At 34.0% G+C, this 20,720-nt stretch carries 16 protein-coding genes; 12 read left to right on the top strand and 4 right to left on the bottom strand.

The genetic code is table 11. The features are described from left to right. Window positions 1–159 precede the first annotated feature (159 nt). Both JRC48_RS01470 and JRC48_RS01475 read left to right on the top strand, forming a co-directional pair. Entirely contained in the window at window positions 160–1,587 is a 1,428-nt protein-coding gene (locus tag JRC48_RS01470) for a 6-phospho-beta-glucosidase (protein WP_235070105.1), read from the top strand. 192 nt (window positions 1,588–1,779) lie between these two features. After that, window positions 1,780–3,012, top strand: coding sequence for a DUF1002 domain-containing protein (locus JRC48_RS01475; protein ID WP_235070106.1), 1,233 nt, complete (start codon window positions 1,780–1,782; stop codon window positions 3,010–3,012). A 34-nt stretch (window positions 3,013–3,046) separates the two neighbouring features. On the opposite strand, the gene JRC48_RS01480 is transcribed toward JRC48_RS01475, so the two are convergent. Further along, window positions 3,047–3,925 (bottom strand): MurR/RpiR family transcriptional regulator, encoded by an 879-nt coding sequence (locus tag JRC48_RS01480; RefSeq protein WP_235070107.1) that lies wholly within the window; start codon window positions 3,923–3,925, stop codon window positions 3,047–3,049. A gap of 173 nt (window positions 3,926–4,098) precedes the next feature. Between JRC48_RS01480 and JRC48_RS01485 the strand changes: the two genes are divergently transcribed. The 6 genes from JRC48_RS01485 to JRC48_RS01510 all read left to right on the top strand — a co-directional run bounded on the left by JRC48_RS01485 (window position 4,099) and on the right by JRC48_RS01510 (window position 12,058). Continuing rightward, window positions 4,099–5,490, top strand: a complete 1,392-nt coding sequence (locus tag JRC48_RS01485; protein ID WP_235070108.1) for a 6-phospho-beta-glucosidase — start codon at window positions 4,099–4,101, stop codon at window positions 5,488–5,490. Between the two features lie 537 nt (window positions 5,491–6,027). Beyond that, window positions 6,028–6,663 carry a hypothetical protein gene (locus tag JRC48_RS01490; RefSeq protein WP_235070109.1) on the top strand — a complete coding sequence of 212 codons (636 nt, stop codon included), beginning with the start codon at window positions 6,028–6,030 and terminating at the stop codon, window positions 6,661–6,663. Between the two features lie 117 nt (window positions 6,664–6,780). Next, window positions 6,781–8,043 carry a VanW family protein gene (locus JRC48_RS01495; protein WP_235070110.1) on the top strand — a complete coding sequence of 421 codons (1,263 nt, stop codon included), beginning with the start codon at window positions 6,781–6,783 and terminating at the stop codon, window positions 8,041–8,043. Between the two features lie 147 nt (window positions 8,044–8,190). Further along, on the top strand, window positions 8,191–9,354 hold the full coding sequence (locus JRC48_RS01500) for a leucine-rich repeat domain-containing protein (protein WP_235070111.1): 1,164 nt from the start codon (window positions 8,191–8,193) through the stop codon (window positions 9,352–9,354). 292 nt (window positions 9,355–9,646) lie between these two features. Next, window positions 9,647–10,783, top strand: a complete 1,137-nt coding sequence (locus tag JRC48_RS01505) for a glycerate kinase (RefSeq protein ID WP_235070112.1) — start codon at window positions 9,647–9,649, stop codon at window positions 10,781–10,783. Between the two features lie 18 nt (window positions 10,784–10,801). Then, window positions 10,802–12,058, top strand: a complete 1,257-nt coding sequence (locus JRC48_RS01510; protein WP_235070113.1) for a GntP family permease — start codon at window positions 10,802–10,804, stop codon at window positions 12,056–12,058. Between the two features lie 349 nt (window positions 12,059–12,407). On the opposite strand, the gene JRC48_RS01515 is transcribed toward JRC48_RS01510, so the two are convergent. After that, window positions 12,408–14,525, bottom strand: coding sequence for an LTA synthase family protein (locus JRC48_RS01515; protein WP_235070114.1), 2,118 nt, complete (start codon window positions 14,523–14,525; stop codon window positions 12,408–12,410). A 542-nt stretch (window positions 14,526–15,067) separates the two neighbouring features. Continuing rightward, window positions 15,068–15,286, bottom strand: coding sequence for a small acid-soluble spore protein SspI (gene sspI / locus JRC48_RS01520; RefSeq protein WP_235070115.1), 219 nt, complete (start codon window positions 15,284–15,286; stop codon window positions 15,068–15,070). 303 nt (window positions 15,287–15,589) lie between these two features. Between sspI and JRC48_RS01525 the strand changes: the two genes are divergently transcribed. Beyond that, complete coding sequence (locus tag JRC48_RS01525) at window positions 15,590–17,236, top strand: polysaccharide biosynthesis protein (protein WP_235070116.1); 1,647 nt, start codon at window positions 15,590–15,592, stop codon at window positions 17,234–17,236. A gap of 44 nt (window positions 17,237–17,280) precedes the next feature. Continuing rightward, window positions 17,281–17,682: a hypothetical protein gene (locus JRC48_RS01530; protein ID WP_235070117.1), complete on the top strand. Its 402-nt coding sequence runs from the start codon at window positions 17,281–17,283 to the stop codon at window positions 17,680–17,682. Window positions 17,683–17,706: 24 nt separating this feature from the next. Here the strand turns inward: JRC48_RS01530 and JRC48_RS01535 are convergent, their stop codons facing one another. Further along, window positions 17,707–18,912: a hypothetical protein gene (locus JRC48_RS01535; protein ID WP_235070118.1), complete on the bottom strand. Its 1,206-nt coding sequence runs from the start codon at window positions 18,910–18,912 to the stop codon at window positions 17,707–17,709. 106 nt (window positions 18,913–19,018) lie between these two features. Between JRC48_RS01535 and JRC48_RS01540 the strand changes: the two genes are divergently transcribed. Further along, the gene (locus tag JRC48_RS01540; protein ID WP_235070119.1) at window positions 19,019–19,753 is read left to right on the top strand and encodes a pseudouridine synthase; all 735 of its coding nucleotides are present in this window, start codon (window positions 19,019–19,021) and stop codon (window positions 19,751–19,753) included. 38 nt (window positions 19,754–19,791) lie between these two features. Then, the gene (locus JRC48_RS01545) at window positions 19,792–20,583 is read left to right on the top strand and encodes a PHP domain-containing protein (RefSeq protein ID WP_235070120.1); all 792 of its coding nucleotides are present in this window, start codon (window positions 19,792–19,794) and stop codon (window positions 20,581–20,583) included. The last annotated feature ends 137 nt before the right edge of the window (window positions 20,584–20,720 follow it).

Below are 20,720 nucleotides of genomic sequence, written 5' to 3' on the forward strand. Positions count from 1 at the left end.
TCATCTTTGCTGTAAGAAAAAGTAATGATGTAACTTTATAAGGATCTATAACTCATCGTTTATAGATCCTCATTTTGTGGTCTTCTACTGCTTTCACTATGACTGAAAATTAATACATGGTAAAATTTAGAATGAAAAGCTAATAGGGGGGAAATAGTTATGGCATTTAGAGACGATTTTTTATGGGGAGGAGCAACAGCTGCTAACCAATGTGAAGGAGCTTATTTAGAAGGAGGACGTGGATTAGCAAACGTGGATGTTGTTCCGGCTGGACGTGATCGTTTTGCGGTTGGTTCAGGTGAGATGAAAATGTTTGCATGCGATGACGATCATTACTATCCAAGTCATGAGGCAATTGATATGTATCATCACTACAAAGAGGATATTGCATTACTTGCTGGAATGGGATTTAAATGTTATCGTTTATCAATCGCATGGACACGCATCTTTCCAAAAGGGGATGAATTAGAACCAAATGAAGAGGGATTAAAATTTTATGAAGACTTATTTGATGAATGTCTAAAGTATGGCATTGAACCACTCGTAACGATTTGCCATTTTGATGTACCAATGCACTTAATTGAAACCATTGGGGGATGGAGAAGTCGTGAAATGGTCGATCATTATGTGAGATATTGTGAAGCGATTTTTAAACGATATCAACATAAAGTAAAATATTGGCTTACTTTTAATGAGATTAATATGCTGTTACATTTCCCATTCATGGGAGCGGGATTATACTTTGAAGAGGGAGAAAATAAACAGCAAATTAAATACACAGCTGCTCATCATGAATTAGTAGCGAGTGCATTAGCAACAAAAGTTGGTCATGAAATCAATCCAGAGTTTAAAATTGGATGTATGTTAGCGGCAGGAAATACGTATGCCAACACTTGTCATCCTGCTGATGTTTGGAAATCAATTGAAAAAGATCGCGAAAATTATTTCTTCATTGATGTTCAATCACGCGGTGAGTATCCGGCGTATGCTTTAAAACAATTAGAGCGTGAAGGGGTTCAAATCCCATTTGTTGAAGGTGATGTGGAAATATTAAAAAATCATACGGTTGATTTTATCTCATTCTCATATTATTCTTCACGCTTAACAAGTGCTGATCCTGAAGTTAATAAAACAACAGAAGGTAATGTCTTTGCAACGTTGAAAAATCCTTATTTAGACGCAAGTGAATGGGGATGGCAAATTGATCCACTTGGATTACGTATTACGATGAATGCCTTATATGATCGCTATCAAAAACCATTATTTATTGTTGAGAATGGATTAGGGGCTGTTGATATTCCAGATGAGTCTGGTTACGTAGAAGATGATTATCGTATCGACTATCTTCGCCAACATATTAAAACGATGAAAGATGCGGTTGAGTTAGATGGCGTTGACTTACTTGGTTACACCACTTGGGGATGCATTGATTTAGTGAGTGCAGGAACTGGAGAAATGAAAAAACGTTATGGATTTATCTATGTAGATAAAGATAATGACGGAAATGGAACATTAAAACGTTCGAAAAAGAAATCTTACGATTGGTATAAAAAAGTTATTGAAACGAATGGTGAAGATTTAGCATAAGTAAAAAGCCTCTCAGTCATGAGAGGCTTTTATCGTGACATTTAATGAGTACTTATAGGTGAGTCGGCAAGATTGGGTCGAATAATTTTATGTATTCTAATCCATGAAAACATGGTAAAATACCATTAGCTTTGGTAAAAGACAAAGCGGTCATATGATTTCTAAAATAGGAGAAGTAGGAGGAAATCTAAGATGTTACAAAGAAATTGGATAAAAAAAGTTGTCTTAGCTTTAGCGATTGTTGTGGGATTAACCATGCCAACGACTGCTTTTGCTAAGCGATCATTTAGTGGAGAATATCGCCAAGGAGAAATTTTATCATTTGGTTCAAGTTTAACTAAAAATGAGGAAGCTAATTTAAGAGAGTATTTCGGAGTTTCAGATGATATGAAAGCTATTTATGTCGATAATGAAACAGCGATTAAGCAACTAGGTTTAGCTCCAAATGCGTTAGACAACTACACAGGTGGTTGGTATTCATCTGCTTATGTCAAGTTAACGAGTGAAGGTGGCGTTCAAGTTAACTCTAAAAATGTAAGTTTAGTGACAAATGAAATGTTTACGAATGCATTGATCACTTCAGGAATTTTAAACTGTGAAGTCATTGTATCGGCTCCTTTCATGGTAACAGGGGAATCAGCGTTAGCTGGAATTTTAGCAGGTGCTGAAGAAATTATGGGAGAAAGCTTATCAGAAGAAAATAAAGTTGTGGCACAAGAAGAAATCGATACAACATTAGAAATTGCTGATGAAATCTTAAACGATGAAGAAAATGAAATCACGGATAAAGGTGACTCATCAACGATTGCGTCAGGAATTATCAATGATATCAAAGAACAAGTCATTAAAGATTCACCAAATTCAACTCAAATTGGGCAAATCATTATTAATGTCACGAATAATTACGGAGTGGAATTAAGTGAAGAAACCCAAGCGCGTGTTCAAAGTTTAATGGAAGATGTAAATGACTTAGACATCGAATATAATGATATTAAAGATACGATGCAAAACATCGGAAATAGCATCTCTGAAAGTTTAAAAGAAGCGGGAATTAAGCTACAGGAATCTGGGCTTTTAGAAAAAATCGGAGATTGGATGAGCGACTTCTTTAGTCACTTATTTGACTGGATCAAAGGTTTATTCACATCAGCAAACGAAGTGAATTCATCAGAAGCTGTTTTACCTGAAAATGAATTATCTCAAACCGAGAATGTAATTAATCCATCTGAAGAGGCAACGTCATTAGAAGATGAAACGATGTCAAATGAACCATCATTAGATGAAGAAGCATCAACTGAAGAACAAACAAATGAAGAACTGGTTGAACAAGACATCGAAAATGAAGAATTAGTTGATGATCAAACACAAGAGACAGTGACCGATAATGATTCAGAAGTGTCAAATGATGAAGAAGTAGCCGAATAAAAATCAAAAACCACCCTTTTTAAAATGGGTGGTTTTATTCATCTTTAATAATTTGATTAGATGATTTTCGAGCCGTTTCAAGTTTTTTGGCAACGCTTTTTTTATAAGTTAAGTTCTTTTGATAGTCCTTGGCAAAGACACAGGAATATAAAATATCAAGCACACAACGAATCGATTCTAAAGATGAGAACGCTCCGATTTTACCATAAGCTTTTTCTCGTGTCGTGACATGTAATGTAATCGATGCCAAGTGTGATAAGCGATTATTACCGACACTCGTAACCGCGATAATAGGAATGTTTTGTGAGCGTAGTTGTTGAACGATTTTTAATAGATACGACGATTCGCCTGTGTAAGAAACAATGATCGCCACATCGGTGGGCTTACATCGATTAGCAAAATGATGCTGTTCCCCCTGCAAGCCTGTAAAAAAAACATCACGATTAATTCGAGACATCTTAAATTGAAATTCAGAAAGTTCATAAATGATATTATTCGATCCAAACATTTTAATGCTATTACTATTGATGATAAGCTCAGTCGCTTTTTTTAATGCCTCTGTATTAATTAATTGCTTCGTATCTTCTAACGTTTCTTGTTTTAATGAAATAATTTTATTCGCAATGGAAACCATTGTATCATGAGCAGTAAACGGCATATTGGCATTGATTTTAGTAAAATGACTAGTTAAATAATCGTATTCTTTTAAGTAAGCATCTCTAAATTCATTCCACCCCGTAAAGCCTAGTTTTTTTGAAAAGCGGACCAGAGTACTTGGGGATGTATAGATTAACTCAGCAAGTTCTCGTGTGGTTAAGGCTTTAAGCGTTTCGGGATATGTTTTAATATATGTTTTAACAAGTTCTTCATTATTGGATAATTTAATGGTCTCCATCTTCTCTTCAATCAACATTTTCATCACCTAAAAAAATTATAACATAAGTGAAATGAAATATTGTTTTAAAAAATAATACCGATTTCAAAAAAAGTTTGAAACAGTATTTTAAAAATAATTAAAGCTCTTTCATTTTCATAGGAGATAGGTTATATTAGCTATGTAATCAACGATTGAAGGAGAGATGCTTAATGCAAAAAGAGGGGATTAAAATTGTAACCATTGGTGGGGGAAGTAGTTATACTCCAGAATTAATGGAAGGATTTATTAAACGTTATGAAGAGTTACCAATTCGCGAGTTTTGGTTAGTAGATATTGAAGAAGGAAAAGAGAAGTTAGCGATTGTCGGAGAAATGGCACAACGTATGTGGGATGCTTCTCCTTATGACGTTAAAGTTCATTTAACACTTGATCGTAAAGAAGCATTAAAAGATGCTGATTTTGTTACGACACAATTTCGCGTTGGTTTGTTAAATGCACGTATTAAAGACGAACGCATTCCATTTTCTCATGGTATGTTAGGACAAGAAACAAATGGTGCTGGGGGAATCTTTAAAGCCTTACGTACTATTCCAGTGATTTTAGATATTGTGGAAGATATGAAAGAGTTATGTCCAAATGCATGGTTAATTAACTTCACTAATCCAAGTGGAATGGTGACAGAGGCAATTATCAAGCATGGAGGATGGAAAAAATGTATCGGACTATGTAATGTTCCTATCAATTCCATGATGAAAGAACCTGAAATGTTAGAGGTTAAAGAAGAAGATTTAATTTATCAATTTGCTGGATTAAATCACTTCCACTGGCATAAAGTAACTGATCGATCTGGAAAAGATGTGACAATGGATATTATTGATGCCATGTATACAAAAGATGATGGAACACCAGCTAATATCTTTAAAGTTAATTTCTTAAAAGAACAACTTGAACAAATGAAGTTAATTCCATGTGGATATCATCGCTATTATTATTTACAAGATGAAATGTTAAAACATGGATTAGAAGAGTATCATGGCATTGGAACAAGAGGTGAGCAAGTTAAAAAGACAGAAGCCGAATTGTTCGAATTATACAAAGATAAAGATTTAAATTATAAACCAGAGCAATTAACTCAACGTGGAGGAACTTATTATAGTGATGCCGCTTGTGAATGCATTAACGCTATTTATAATGACAAAGGACTTCCAATGGTTGTTTCTACACAAAATAACGGATCATTACCTGATTTACCTTCGGATAGTGTTGTAGAAGTGACGAGCTATATTACCGGTAAAGGTGCAATGCCAGTTGCTTGGGGACCACTTGATAGTGCTGAAAAAGGATGGCTTCAAGTCATGAAAGCAATGGAAGAATGTACAATTAAAGCTGCCATTACTGGAGATTATGGCTTAGCACTACAAGCCTTCTTATTAAACCCACAAATCATTGGTGGAAAAGTAGCGCAAGAGTTATTAGATGAAATGCTTGTTGCTCATGAAAGATACTTACCACAATTTAAAGAAAAAATTCAAGAATTAAAAGCAAATGGTGTCACGGTAAAAGATGAAAAAGTACAAGCATTAATGGAACAAGGATATTAAGAAATGGCCGAAAGGCCATTTTTTTTGCTTTCTTATTAAAGTGAAGCTAAACGACTTTTAATCCAGAACCCTGTCTTGAAGATTTAGCTAGATACAAATAAAAGAGAAAGAGTATGATGACGAGTAAAATGTTAAAAGGACCACTTTTTGGTTTGTAGGAGACGATTTTAAAGTAGTGCTGTTTAAAATGATGATTCTTTAACTAAAATAAAGAAAAGCCATACTTTTTTATTGTCAGATGAAGGAGTTTAATGGTAGTCTTAATGTAAAATCATTTGTTTAGCTTGTCATTAAAAAATGCCTTTAATGTATATCCACCTAGACTTGTTTTGGTCAGTGATCATCATGCATCTGGGAGGAATAGATAGCCCGAAAAATGCAGTTTTATGTTTGGCTACCGTGGTGTTAGTTTAAACTTAATGCTAACCGTTAAATGGATAGAAATAAGAGTTATGTATTGTTTTTAATGAAGTGGATAACGAGGCGAAAAAGTAACGTGATAAAAAATTAGTGATAAAGGGAAAAAGGATGGGATAGATGAAGCGGTTTGTGATGATTTTTGTGGTAGTCATATGTTTGTGCGGATGTAATAAAAAGTCAACAGTAATTGTTCATGAAACAGACATTAATTCTCAACGATTATTAATTTTAGACGAAGTAAATCGAGAGGATTATGAAACAAGTGAAGTTTATGCGCTAGGAGATCCATTAGTATTTCTAGCGGGGAGTAATAATGATTTACTCTGGCAAGTGACATTAACAGGGTATGAGGTCGTTGAAGATCGTTATGAAAAAGTAAAAAAAGCATTAGTTCTTCATTTTAATTATCGTTATTTAATGCAGGAATTTTTAATGATGCAAACCTTAAACCCGCTAATTTCTCCAACGGTTTTTTATCACGAAACAGCTTTAAAGCAACAGAGTTTAGCAGAGGCAACTATTGCATATAACTTAGGAAATTATGCAAATAGTCCTCATATTCTTTACGAGCCAGTTGTTAATAACGAAATGATTTGTCAGTTAGTTTATTTGAAGCCAAATAGTGAACAAAATTGTTTTAGTTATTATAGCTATGCTGGTGAAGGAGACTATCTGATCAGCTTTGAAACAGCTTCCGGTGAACATGTTAATTACTTGGTTCAAGTAAAAGAAGAAAGAGATGTCGAATTTTAAGAAAATTAATCCAAAAAACTAAATATTATTTAAAATATATAACATTATGGTATGATTAACATGGGATAAAAAAGGTTGGTAAGAGAGACTTTGATTTTTATTTAAAGGGGACATGTTATGAGTACAAAGAAAAAAGTATTAATTGGAGGAGCTATTGTCATTGCAGTAGCCGGATTAGTATTTGGTGGGGTACAAACATATAAGTACTATCAAGCAAAAGAGTTGGTTTTATCCTATCAAGAGATGACACTTCCTAATATTAAGGTCAATGATCAAGACGTATCAGAAATTTCAAAAGGTCAGTTAACTGAGCGCTTAAAAGAAGAAATCGATGGTTTCGAAAATCAAGCGATTGAAGTCGTTGTTAATGATCAAACTTTTTCTAAGACACTAAAAGATTTAGGGATTTCTATTAGTGAAGATATTAATGAACTAGCAAATGAAATTTTTTCAATCGGAAAAGATTTAAACATTTTTGAACAAGCTGAGCGAATTAAAGAAGCGCCTTTAGTCGAATATACCATTACATATAGTTATGATGAAGCATTAGTTGAAGAGTGGATTCAGTCAATTGCTGATGAAGTTTATGTCGAAAAAGAAGAAGCGACGTTTAAGATGGTATCGAGTGGGAATTTCGAAGTAGGAGAAGGTCGAGATGGTTACTCAATTGATACTAAAGCAATTATTAATGAAATCAAAACAGCATTAGATGAACAGTCAAAAGAAACGATAACTGTTACAGCTGAAGGAATCATTGACAAGCGATCAAAAGATCCAGAGCTATTAAAATCGGTTAATTCTAAAATTTCTACGTATAGTTCGTCATTTCCAACTGGTATTGCGCGATCTAAAAATGTAGAATTAGCAACGTCAAAAATTAATCGAACGTTATTGATGCCAGGTGAGGAGTTTTCATATACTAAAAAAGTTTCGCCAGTCGTTGCATCAAATGGTTATTTAAATGCCACAATCTTTGTTAATTCTCAACCTGTTGATGGAATAGGAGGAGGAATATGCCAGGTTTCTTCGACGTTGTATAATACTGTGTTACATGCTGGAATTATGCCAACAGAACGAAGAAATCATAGTCTACAAGTGGGGTATGTTCCTGCTGGATTAGATGCGACTATGGCAGAAGATTTAATTGATTTTAAATTCGTTAATACATTAGATTATCCTATTTACATTAATGCCTATACACAAAATGGTACGCTAACGATTGAGTTTTGGTCTAATGAAGATGCATTAAAAGGCATTAATTACAAACCAAGTGTTAAAACAATTGAATCAGGTAAAAAATATCAAACGTATTTAGTTGGTTATGATGTTAATGGAAATGTCGTTTATAACGAATACATTGATACAAGTACCTATAAATAAGAACAAAAGCTTTACTTCTTAAGAGGTAAAGCTTTTTTCGTGTTGTTTCACGTGTCAGTTAAATAAATAGAGAATATCTTATATAGTATCCTGGTCATATTAACAGCAAAAAATAAACTTGTTTCAAAAAAGAAAGACGTGATACTGTTGACCAATGTTATAAGAGATGAAAAATTAAAAGCAGCTTTAAATGAAATATATTTTAAGCAACCAGCTGATCAAGATATTACAGAAGCTCAGCTTACTAGTTTAAAGGGAGCCGTATACTTAGAACAAAAAGAAATTAAAGATTTGACTGGGATCAATTATGCAATCAATCTAACAGGATTATATCTAAATGAAAATCAAATTGCTGATTTAAGGCCGTTGCGAGAGTTACAAAACTTAGAGCAACTCAGTGTCATGAATAATCAGATTCAAGATTTAAAAGCACTTAGTTCACTTAAAAATCTTCAAAGTTTAAATATTAGTCATAATAAAATTGAAAGCTTGTGGCCGTTAACAAAGTTAAAAAAGTTAGTTACTTTGTTTTTAGATAATAACCCGCTTCAAAGTTTTGAAGAATTACGTTTTATGAAACAATTATCTTTACTCTCAATGATGCGAGTAGGCATTTCCAATCTAAATATTATAAAATCACTCATTAATCTTGAAGTATTATATTTAGATGAAAATCGAATTCAATCGCTCCAACCCCTAAAGCACTTATCGCTATTATATCAACTTAATATTAATGACAATCAGATCAAAGATTTGACACCACTTGTTGGACTTAAGCATTTATGTATGCTATTTGCCAATCGAAATCAAATACACAGTATTGAGCCGTTAAGTAAAATGAAGCATCTTCAGTTTTTAGACTTGAATGATAATCAAATTGAGGACTTAAAACCGCTAATTAATTTAACAGGATTAGAAGCCTTAAGCATTATGAATAATCACGTTAAAACATTAGCGCCCGTGATGCAGCTTCCTCACTTACTTGCGTTATTAGCACAAGGAAATCAAATTAGTTCGATTTATGGACTAAAAAAAATTCCCATCATTAGTGTTGAAAATCAATTCATTGAGTGGACGACTCCAATGAATTTTAAAGCAAATCGTTTTAGACTAAAAGATCAATTAGTTGATATTGACGGAACTGTTCCTTCAATTGTCACCTTAATTCCAAAGTCGATTGATTATGATGCAAAAACCAACGAATTAGAGCTCACAGAGTTTTTAAAAGATGAGATTAAAATTCTTTTTCATAATCAAAATCAAGATTTTCCATTTAGTGGAGAGTTAATGATTACAATTTCAAAAACTTAAATTTAAGCGGTCAATTGACCGCTTTTTACTTTTTAAGGCATAAAATTAATAATAAGTAACAAAATATAGATATAAAAATAAATATTACCAAACATATTGAAATCGTTATTCATTTAATCTTAAATCTGATTAAAAAGAGGTATACAAATAAAAGTTAAGATGTTATAATAACGCTCGCACTAAAGAAATCCCTATCAAATGTTGAGGTTTATTAGAGTGTTTTTTGAATGAATTTAAAAGAAGGTTTATTGAAAAAAAATTCTAGTAAGGGTTAAGTAAAGGAGTATATTAAATGAAAGTCGTTGTTGTCATTGACTCATTAAAAGGAAGTTTAAGTTCAATTGAAGCTGGAGAAGCTGCTAAGGCAGGAATTTTAGCAGCAAACAAAGAGGCAACGGTTATTGTCAAACCGTTAGCAGATGGAGGAGAAGGAACGACTGAAGCGTTAGTTTGTGGAATGAATGGAACGATGAATTCATTAACAGTAACAGGACCTATTTATGAACCTGTCGAAGCTCAGTACGGGATGATTGACGAAGTGGCTGTGATTGAAATGGCACAAGCAGCAGGACTTCCTCAAGTACCCGCTGATAAGCGTAATCCATTAGTCACGACTACTTATGGAGTAGGAGAAATGATTAAAGCGTGTGTGGAAGCAGGATGTAAAAAATTCATTATCGGAATTGGTGGATCGGCAACTAATGATGCTGGAATTGGAATGCTCATGGCATTAGGATATAAATTTTTAAATCAAAAAGGTGAAGAGGTCGAGCAAGGTGGACAAGGATTGAGTCAAATTGTCTCAATTGATGATTCAAATGTATTATCAGAGTTAAAGTCATGCGAATTTAAAATCGCATGTGATGTGAACAATCCTTTATATGGATCAGAGGGTGCTGCACATGTTTACGGTCCACAAAAAGGAGCCACTCCACAGATGGTTGAACAACTTGATGAAGGACTACGCCATTTTGCTCACGTGGTAGAAAATTATAAAGGAAAAGACTTTGCTACTTTACCTGGAGCGGGAGCTGCAGGTGGATTAGGATTTGCATTCACTGCCTTTTTAAACGGAACGTTACAATCAGGGGTTCAAATTATTTTAGAGGAAACAAAGTTAGAAGAAGCTCTTAAAGGAGCAGATTTTGTGTTAACAGGTGAAGGGCGTTTAGATCATCAAACAGCAATGGGGAAGGCTCCAATTGGTGTTGCTAAATTAGCTAAAAAACATGGGTGTAAAGTTATTGGTGTCGCTGGATCGGTAACAAAAGAAGCAACAGCTTGTCATGCAGAAGGAATCGATGCTTATTTTTCAATTGTAAATGGAGCAATGTCATTAGAGGAAGCGATGAATAAAGAAGTTGCAGCTGAGAATATGAAACAAACGACGCAACAAATCTTTAATTTAATTCAAGTTGTGAACAAATAAAGAAGTAGGAGAGATAAGATGGATTTACAAATTACAACATTCGGTGCCTTATTAGGACTAGGCGTTTCAATATTTCTAATTATTAAAAAAATTCATCCCGCTTATAGTTTAATTTTAGGTGCTTTAATCGGTGGAATAGTTGGTGGGGCAGGGTTAACTGAGACGGTTAACATCATGATTAATGGATCAAAGGAAATGATGCCATCAATTATTCGAATTATTACATCAGGGGTTTTAGCTGGAGTGTTAATTCAAACGGGTTCTGCTGCTAAGATTGCCGATCAAATTGTCAAACTATTAGGGGAAAAGCATGCGTTATTTGCATTAGCTTTAGCGACAATGATTTTAACTGCATCAGGGGTATTTGTCGATATTTCTGTTATTACTGTTGCTCCGATTGCATTAGCTTTAGGTAAAAAACTAAATTATTCAAAAATTGCTGTCTTACTTGCTATGATTGGTGGAGGAAAATGCGGAAATGTCGTATCACCTAACCCAAATACGATTGCAGCTTCTGAGAACTTTGGAGTTGAATTATCAAGCTTAATGGGAGCTAACGTTGTGGGAGCACTAGTTGGGCTAGTTGTTACAGTATTTCTTGTTAAATTACTAGTTAACAAAGGTGAGAAAGTCAAAGAAGTTGTAGAACAACATAAGCAAGAAGATTTACCAAGCTTTTTTGCAGCTATTTTAGGACCGCTTGTAGCGATTATTTTATTAGCCTTACGCCCTTTAGCTGGAATAACAGTTGATCCATTAATTGCACTACCAGTTGGAGGATTAATTGGTGTGATTGCTTGTGGTAAAGTTAAACAGATTAATGAATATATGACATTTGGATTGGCTAAAATGATGCCTGTAGCTGTTTTATTAGTCGGAACAGGTGCGGTTGCCGGAATTATAAAAGCCTCAACAGTACAAGTTGATACAATTGCTCTTTTAAGTAGCTTAAGTATTCCTGAATTTTTATTAGCACCAATCGCTGGAATTTTAATGGGGGCAGCAACAGCCTCAACGACAGCAGGAACAACAATTGCTTCTGCAACATTTGGACCTGCAATTATGGCAGCTGGCGTTTCTGCACTAGGTGGAGCCGCAATGGTACATGCTGGGGCAACAGTTCTGGATCATCTACCTCATGGATCATTCTTCCATTCAACAGCAGGAGCTACAAACGTATCTATTAATGAACGTTTAAAATTAATCCCATATGAATCATTAATAGGTTTAGCAATTACCATTACGACAACCATTCTTTGGGGCATTATTCTATAAATTTAAAATGTTATAAATAGCTAAAAAGGACGATGAATTAGACATCGTCCTTTTTTATTTTTCAACTTTTAATCCTTGAGGTGAAGGAGGGGGGAGCTTCATTTCCTGTCTAATCTGTACCCCGCTCTAAGGAGAGAGGATAATAGTGAAGTCATGTTTTATTGACTTCCTAAATCAAGCTGTTAGACGTTAATGGTTCATATAAGACTGACGTAAGGGTCCAGTTGTTATTCATTGTGGGAGTTAACATTGAAAAGACATTAGCTTTCTGCTTGTGTTATCTTTGTTTAAGATATTACATAATAATAAAAACCCCACCATCGATTGATGGTGGGGGACTGTCAATTAATTATTCGATGATTTCACCTGTTTGTTGTTTAAGTGCTTCGATAGCTGCTTGATAACCTGCCATGTAGCCTTCTTCAAATCCTTTATCATACATTGGATCTTCTTCTTGAATTAAGCTAAATTTAGCTGAAGTACTTAAAACATGATTCGTAACTGTGACTTGTTGAATGGCAAAAGTATCTGTTTCTTCTAAAACATAATCAGAGACTTTTAGTGTATTAGAATCGATATAAGTCGTCTCGTAAGCTGAATCATTAATTTTAACGCGACTATAGTTTGTGAAGTTTTGGCCTTTAATAATTAAGTTGCCTTCCTCATCATTAAAGACCTCAGAAATTAGAATTTCATTAACTCCCATTTGTAGTTTAGTTGGTTCGTATGGATTGATTCCATCGTAAATATACTGTTCACCATAAAGCATATCGTACTGTAATAGTTTTAAGTTATCTAAATAATCCGATGATTCTTGATATTGTTGATGATAGTTAACTAACGTTCCATGGTGAATATCTAATTGGTTTAACACATGAGCTCCTAATTGATAAGCTTCAACATCTGTGTCTTGTTTTTCTAAGCCAAAGTTGTTCCAAACGATGTATTCTGTTTGGAAAATATCTCCATTTGAAAGCTCTGCATCTTCAATTCCAAGCGTTGGTAGATGATCGCCATACATCACAAGGACAATATCTTCATTCATTAATGATAGAGCATGAGTTAATTCACCAATGAATTGATCCATTTCATGAATTTCATTGACATAATACTCAAATGAAGTTAATCTTTCTGCGTCTTCTAACCCAGACAGCGTAATCTTTGAGTGATTTTCAACAGGAGTTGATGGATAGTCACCGTGTCCTTGAACAGAAATCGTGTAAATAAAGTCTTGAGTTTCTGTTGAATTTAATGCATCTAATATTGATTTAGTTAAGTATTTATCTTTTGCCCAACCTAGAGGCGTTGTTTCTTCAACATTCATATATTCAATTGATGTGAACGTATCAAACCCTAACATTTTAAATACTTTTTGGCGAGTATAGAATGTCCCTTTATTATTATGAATGGCATGTGTCGAATAACCTAAATCTTTTAAGTTGAAGTTAAGACTTTCAGCTGTTGTTTTTCGTAAGATTGTTTTGTACGGATACTCACCCGCACCGAAGAACTCAAGATTCATTCCGGTAATGATTTCAAATTCTGTATTAGCTGTTCCGGCTCCTACGGAAGGAACACGTAAAAATCCAGACGAAAACTCTTCTTTTAACTTTCTAAAGTTAGGAATTGGATCGGCTGAGAATTCTAAGTCTTTCATATAAGTTGGATCAAAGAATGATTCTAATTGAAGCATGATAATGTTTGGTGCTTGTTTTTGAGGAACTAACGTATTGTCATTACTTGCAACTAAGTTTGAATTATCCAATTCAGAAGATTCATTATTTTGAACTAAAGTTTGTGCTAAGTCATTCATCGTTGCTTCTGTGTAATTAATTGGACGTTTAATTCCTGTATTTAATAATGTATTAGTAAAGCAATAAGGGAAACCATAATCTAAGTAGGCAAAGGCAACATTTCCAAAGTAGTCAGAAATAATGTTTGCTTTTAATGCCCCTTGCGTTAAAAGAATGAAGCTTAGGACAATTGCTCCAAATAAAGGAACGGACTTTTTATAGTTGACCTTATTTCTTGATTTAGGTGCTTTAAAGAATGAAATGATCACACCAACGATTGCAATTAAAATTCCAACAATAATTAAACCCATTTCAAATTTAGTGAAATACTTTTCTAAAATATCAAATGTTGATGAAATTAATTTTAATTCGTTAGCTGTAAATGGTGTAACACGATTATTTAATACAATTCCGTTTGTAATTCCACCAGCTAACCAAATGATTGAAATGGTTGTAAAGACAAAAACTTTACGTCTAACTAAGAAAACAATCGATAAGGTAACTAGGATGAGTAATACATTGTAGATAAATACAATCGGTGACTCCATCAAATATTGAAATGCAGCCAGGATAGAGTGACGGCTAAAACATTCAATTAAAAAATTGATCAGGAAAGCAGCTGCCACACATAGAAAATAATAATTATATAAATACTTTTTCGAAAATTCTTTCATGTCTAACCCCCATAAATAAATGCTCTATGAGTTTGAGTGGACTCAAAGAGTTTGATTTACAATTATTACCATAATGTGAATCTAAAAATAGTCCACTTGTCATTGTAGCAATGATACTGTATAAAATCAATTAGAAAAAATTAGTAGAGGTAGCTACAAATAATTATTATACAGATTCAAAGTAAAAATTCACCTTCTATTTAAAGGTTTTCATTAAATCGTTAAAATCCTTAATCATTACGGTTAATAATTGATTAATATAAACGCTTTTATTATATTTTAAACGTTAGAATGTCGGTATTTGTTAATGAGGTGATGAAAGAGTATTTATACTTCAATCATCATGAATTGAGATAAAGGGTTAGTTATGGATAGAGAGAATAAAGTAGTCGTTAAAACATAATGTAAAAAGATAACATTTAGCGTATAGTTTTTTATCCAATGAATAATAAAAATCTTTCTATAATATATAATATTAAAAAATGACTTCATAACAAGATAATCGGCAATAAAAAAAGTAGAGAAGGATCTCTACTTTTTTGTTATGACGCTTTAGGTTTTAAGCACTCAGTGACACGTGAGACAATCGTTTCTTTTTCAGAATCGTTACTTCCATTCCAAAGAATTTCAAAAATGACTCCAAGTCCAGGAAGCGTTTTTTCCTCACCTGATTCGATTGCGTCAATAATTGTTTCACGAATTTCATCGTAGTTTGAATCATCAAGATTTGCCATAACTGCTTTTCTTAAATCAAAGTTCATCAGTATCACCTCATAAATTTTCTTTCGTTATAGTTTCTCACCATTAGCTAAAGTTATGCATTCTTTTATTGATTGATATTTTTTAAACGAACCACATATACTAAAAACGTTATATCATTCTAAAGATTTTTATTAAATTAGATGTAAATTAAAATAAGAATCAAAGTTCTTTTCATTTAAAAGATCAATAGACATCTCTTGTCAATTTTGAAATTTATTTGGAAAGTTTGTTCACTTATAGTAAAATAGTAAGATGAAACCGCATGAAGAAGCGGTGTTAAGAAAAGAAAGTAGGTTGAAGATATGGGGAATCGTTTCTTAAAGGGGGCAATGATTTTAAGTATTAGTATGTTTGCCACCAAGTTTCTTGGAATTCTCTATGTGATCCCGTTTCAACAACTAGTTGGAACATCAGGAATGGCGCTTTATAATTACGCATATACGCCATATGCACTATTTATTAGTTTATCAACACTTGGAATTCCCGTTGGAATTGCAAAATTCGTCTCAAAATATAATGCAGCGGGAGAATACGATACGGCAAGAAAAATGTTTAGATATGCTATTTGGTTCATGATAGCTTTGGGATTCATCGGATTTTTAACGATGTATAATTTAGCACCGTGGTATGCTCAAGTCGTTTTAGGTGGAGAAGAGGCACTGGCTAATACGGTCGAAGATGTCACGATGGCGATTCAAACGATTAGTTTTGCTTTATTAATTATTCCAGTTATGGCTATTTTCAGGGGATTCTTTCAAGGAAATCAAAACATGGTTCCTACCTCTGTGTCGCAGTTTGTGGAGCAAGTTGTACGTATTATTTTTATTTTAGCTGGATCTTACTATATTATTAATTTTCAAGGTGGAACGACAAAACAGGCGGTTGGATTTTCAGTGTTTTCAGCCTTTTTAGCGGGAATTACTGCATTTTTAATTTTATATTATTTCTGGATTAAAAACGTTAAACAATATAACGAATTGTTAAAGCAGTCGGTTCCTCATGAACCAAGAAATTACGGAAATCTTTTTGCTGAGTTAATTTCTTATGCTATTCCTTTTGCCATCTTAGGGTTAGCGACTAATTTATTTCAAATTGTCGATCAAACAACATATAACCATTATATGCTTTTAAGTGGAATGGACGGAGTCTTGGTTGAGGATTCATATGGAATGTATGCAGGATCATTGTATAAAATCATTATGATTCCTGTTTCATTTGCAATCTCTTTTGGACAACCATTAATTCCAGAACTAACACATCATTTAACGTCTGGAAATTTAAAAGCAGTTCGTAAAAACTTAGTTCTAGCGATTCAATTAACATGTTTTATTACGGTTCCTGCTGTTGTTGGAATGGCTTTATTATCAGAACCTATTTATATTATGTTCTTTAATTCAAACATCCCTGGATATAATCAAATGGGTGGTGAGATTTTTAGATTAGGTTCACTACTTGGACTATTCATGGCACTTTATAGTATTATTACGGCTATTTTACAAGGAATTGGTAAGCAGTGGTACGGTATTATCTTCTTAGCAACATCATTAGTGATTAAATATATTGGGAATGTGTTGTTAATTCCTATTTTTAAAACAGATGGAGCGACATTAGCGACGATGATTGCTTATACATTCTGTATGACGATGAGTTTAATCATTATTAAACGTCAAACAGGATTTAAATTGTCACAGTTGCTTCGTCGTTTAGTTGCAATTTTTGTTTTTACAGGAATGATGGCACTAGTTGTTATGATTGTAAAATCAGGCTTAAACCTAGTGATCGACTATGATAAACATCATTTATTATCTTATGTTTATGTTGCCATTTCTGGATTTGTTGGAATTGTCGTGTACTTTGGTTTAGCTTGGTATTTTGATTTAATTCATGCTTTATTCGGGGTGAAATTTTCTCCTAAACAACTAAAAGAACGCATACTTCGTCGTCGCTAAGTTCATACTATCCCTATATAACTAGATGAGTTGAAGGTGATGGGATGAAGCGTGCATTAACTCGTTGTCTATTAGGAATTAGTGTGATCTGCTTTTTATTTATTGGAGGTCTCAGAACGAATGTTCAGTTAACCTCTCAAGCACAACAAAATCTTTCAGTGCTTGTCCCTCAAGCCATGAAGTTAACCGACCATGTGAAGCTATGGTTATCTGATTATGTCGAAGAAGACGAAGCAGTCATCAGCACAGTGGATGTTCTTGCTCAAAAAGAAGGTTTGATTGATTATGACGCTGCTTTAGAAATTGTATACGAGATGATTGGTGATATTGAGCATTTATTGACACTCGATCAAAAAGAAGCGATTGAAAAAGAAGTTAATGAACTCTACAAACAAAGCATTTTAAAACAGTATAAAAATGAAGTCGGTCCACAGTTTTACGAATAAAAAAGTCGCCAAATGGCGACTTTTTTAAATGGTTGTTTCAGGTCTAAATCCAAGATAACTTTCAACTTTACGTAAGCGAATATTAATATTAGCGACCTTGTTTTTCATATCCACTGGATCATTAGCGTTATCATTTATCATCGGATAGTTAGCAGGAGAATTGGTTGGATTGATATTATATCCCTGTGGAGATGGAACTAGGGAAGCTCCAGAAGAAAGAGCTGGATCGACTGAATAAGTTGGAATACTTGGATTAGTTGTTCCCACAGTATTAGTTGGTGTTAAAGAGGGAAGATTATATGGAGTGCTAGACGTGTTTTGTTGAATGTTTTTTTGAACATCACTGCCCGCTGAATAAGGATTGGTAGGATTAGGGCGTAAATCTTGATTTGATAATGCATGAGTAGTTGCTAAATCGTTAAAAGATGGTGTTAAGTTTGGAAGTTGATCTTGAGGTTGAGTGATACGCGAAAAATCATTAAACGAAAATTGCCCAGGAAATAGTTCGTTACTAGCTGGTTCTTCACCAATGCTTCCACTTAAGTTTTCATTAATTAAAGAGGGATATTGAGACGAATGATAATGATCCGTTGTCATCGGATAAGAACTAGAATTAGGTCCATAGGCTGGAGTCTGGTTTTGTGGATAGTTATTAGATGGCATGGAAGAAGGATAAGGAGCCATAGCATTTGGATTGAACGCTTGATTTCCTAATGCATTCGGATAAGGGTTTCCACCATTATTCATCATAGGTGCTTGATTATAATTCGAATTATTGTTCATCATCGGATATGGAGTGTTTGCGTTATTCATAGGTTGAGGTTGCGGAAAGTTAAAGTCTGTCATTGGACCGTAGTTAGGGTTTGGATAATTGTTCATCGACGGATTGAAATTAGGGTTTTGATTCATTGCAGGATAAGGCTGATTCATCATTGAGGGGGGATTGGTATTCATATTATGATTTACCATAGGCATTTGAGCAGGATTGAAATTATTATTCATCATGGGATTAAGTCCTCCTATTGACGGCATTGCACCATTTCGACCTTGAAATTGAGGACCCGCACTTGTATTAGGTCCCATCATTTGATTAACGCTTGGTCCAAGTGGAGACATACCATTATGGCCTTGGGGAGGGTTTTTGGTATTATTTAAAAATTGATTTAAATAAAATTGCTCCATCTCATCAATAGGCGTTTTCGACTTTTGTTTTTTTAGTTTGCTAAACATGGGCGAAGCCCTCCTTTCTATTGCTACTATATACTATGAAAGGTGCCCTGATTATGTTATGATATTTTTGTTTAAAAAGTTTTAAAGAAAATTGGAGGAACAAACGTTGCGTTTAGATAAATTATTAGCTCATACGGGATATGGAACACGAACAGAAGTAAAAAAATTATTAAAATCGAAAGTGGTTAAAGTCGATGGCGTGATCGTCAAAGATGCTAAGCAAAAAGTAGATTTGAGTCAACAAGTGGTGACCGTTTTTGATGAACAAGTTGAATATCGTGAGTTTGTTTACTTAATGATGAACAAACCTCAAAACTGTTTAAGTGCAACACGTGATCGTGATTATCGCACCGTTATCGATTTGTTAGATGAGGATTACTTAATGTTTGATGTTGCACCTGCGGGACGTTTGGATCGTGACACAGAAGGTCTAGTTCTTTTAACGAATGATGGAAAACTGGCTCACGAGATTATTTCACCTAAAAAAGATGTATTCAAACGTTATGTGGCACATATTAGTGGTGAATTAACCGCTTCTTCAATCAAACAATTAGAAGTAGGTGTAGAAATTTTAGATGGAAATAATGAGTCATTTATCACGAAACCAGCAAAGTTAAACGTGATAGGCCCAGTTAATGATTTAACAGCAGTAGAAATTTGTATTACCGAAGGTAAGTTTCATCAGGTTAAGCGAATGTTTGCTAGTGTAGGATGCAAGGTGGTTTATTTAAAACGTTTAGCCATTGGTTCTTTACAATTAGACGAAACACTGGCATTAGGTGAATATCGTGAATTGACAGAAGAAGAATTAGCTTGTTTAAAAGAAGAGACAACACATTAAATTAAAAACAATTGATAAGAAAGTGAGGTGTATTTAAAATGAGAGTTGATTTACATGTTCATACATCTATTTCAGATAGTTCGTTAAGTACTAAAGAGACTTTATTATTAGCTAAACAACGGGGATTAACTCATGTAGCAATCACGAATCATGATACGTTAGTTGGATTAAAAGAGGCAATTGAGCTTGGTAAACAAATAGGCGTTCACGTGATTCCGGGAATTGAGATTAGTGCCTATGACTTTAAACATCAAAAGAAAACTCATATTCTTGGATATAACTTTGATTTAGAGGGAACGCACATTAAGGCATTAGTAGACCCAGTTAATAAGCGTCGAGATGCGAATACAAAATGGCAAGTACAACAACTAATTGAAGCTGGCTATCCTCTCACAATGAATGAGGTAGCTAAAAAAGCAAAAGATTCAACCGCGTGGTATAAACAACATATTTTTGATGTCTTAACAAGTAAAGGTTATCAAAGGGAAGAACTTAAACCGTTATTTAAAAAGGGTGGACTTTGTGATCGTGTGATTACGTATGTGAGTGCAGAGGATGCGGTTAAAGCCATTAAGGCCGATCATGGAATAGCGGTGATGGCTCATCCTGGACAATCTAAAACGTATGACTTAATCCCTCAACTTGTGGCTGTTGGTTTAGATGGAATCGAAAAGTATCATCCCGATCACAAAGAAGAAGATTATCAATTAATCGATGGGTTAGTGGCAAAGTATCACTTAATAGCAACGACAGGATCAGATTTTCATCATGAGTATGGTCCTAATCGTCCATTTGGGACACTTTTCATGACATCACTACCCTTTAAATAATAAGAAATCCTCTGAAAAAGAGGATTTTTTTATCAAGAAATGAGGACTTGGGCTCTCATTCACAATTTATTAAAGTTATGATACAATAACAGTCGTGTAAAAAAAGATCATAAAATCATAAAATCTGCAGAAAAGGT

The organism is Turicibacter sp. TJ11, assembly GCF_021497505.1.
Taxonomy (GTDB): domain Bacteria; phylum Bacillota_I; class Bacilli_A; order MOL361; family Turicibacteraceae; genus Turicibacter.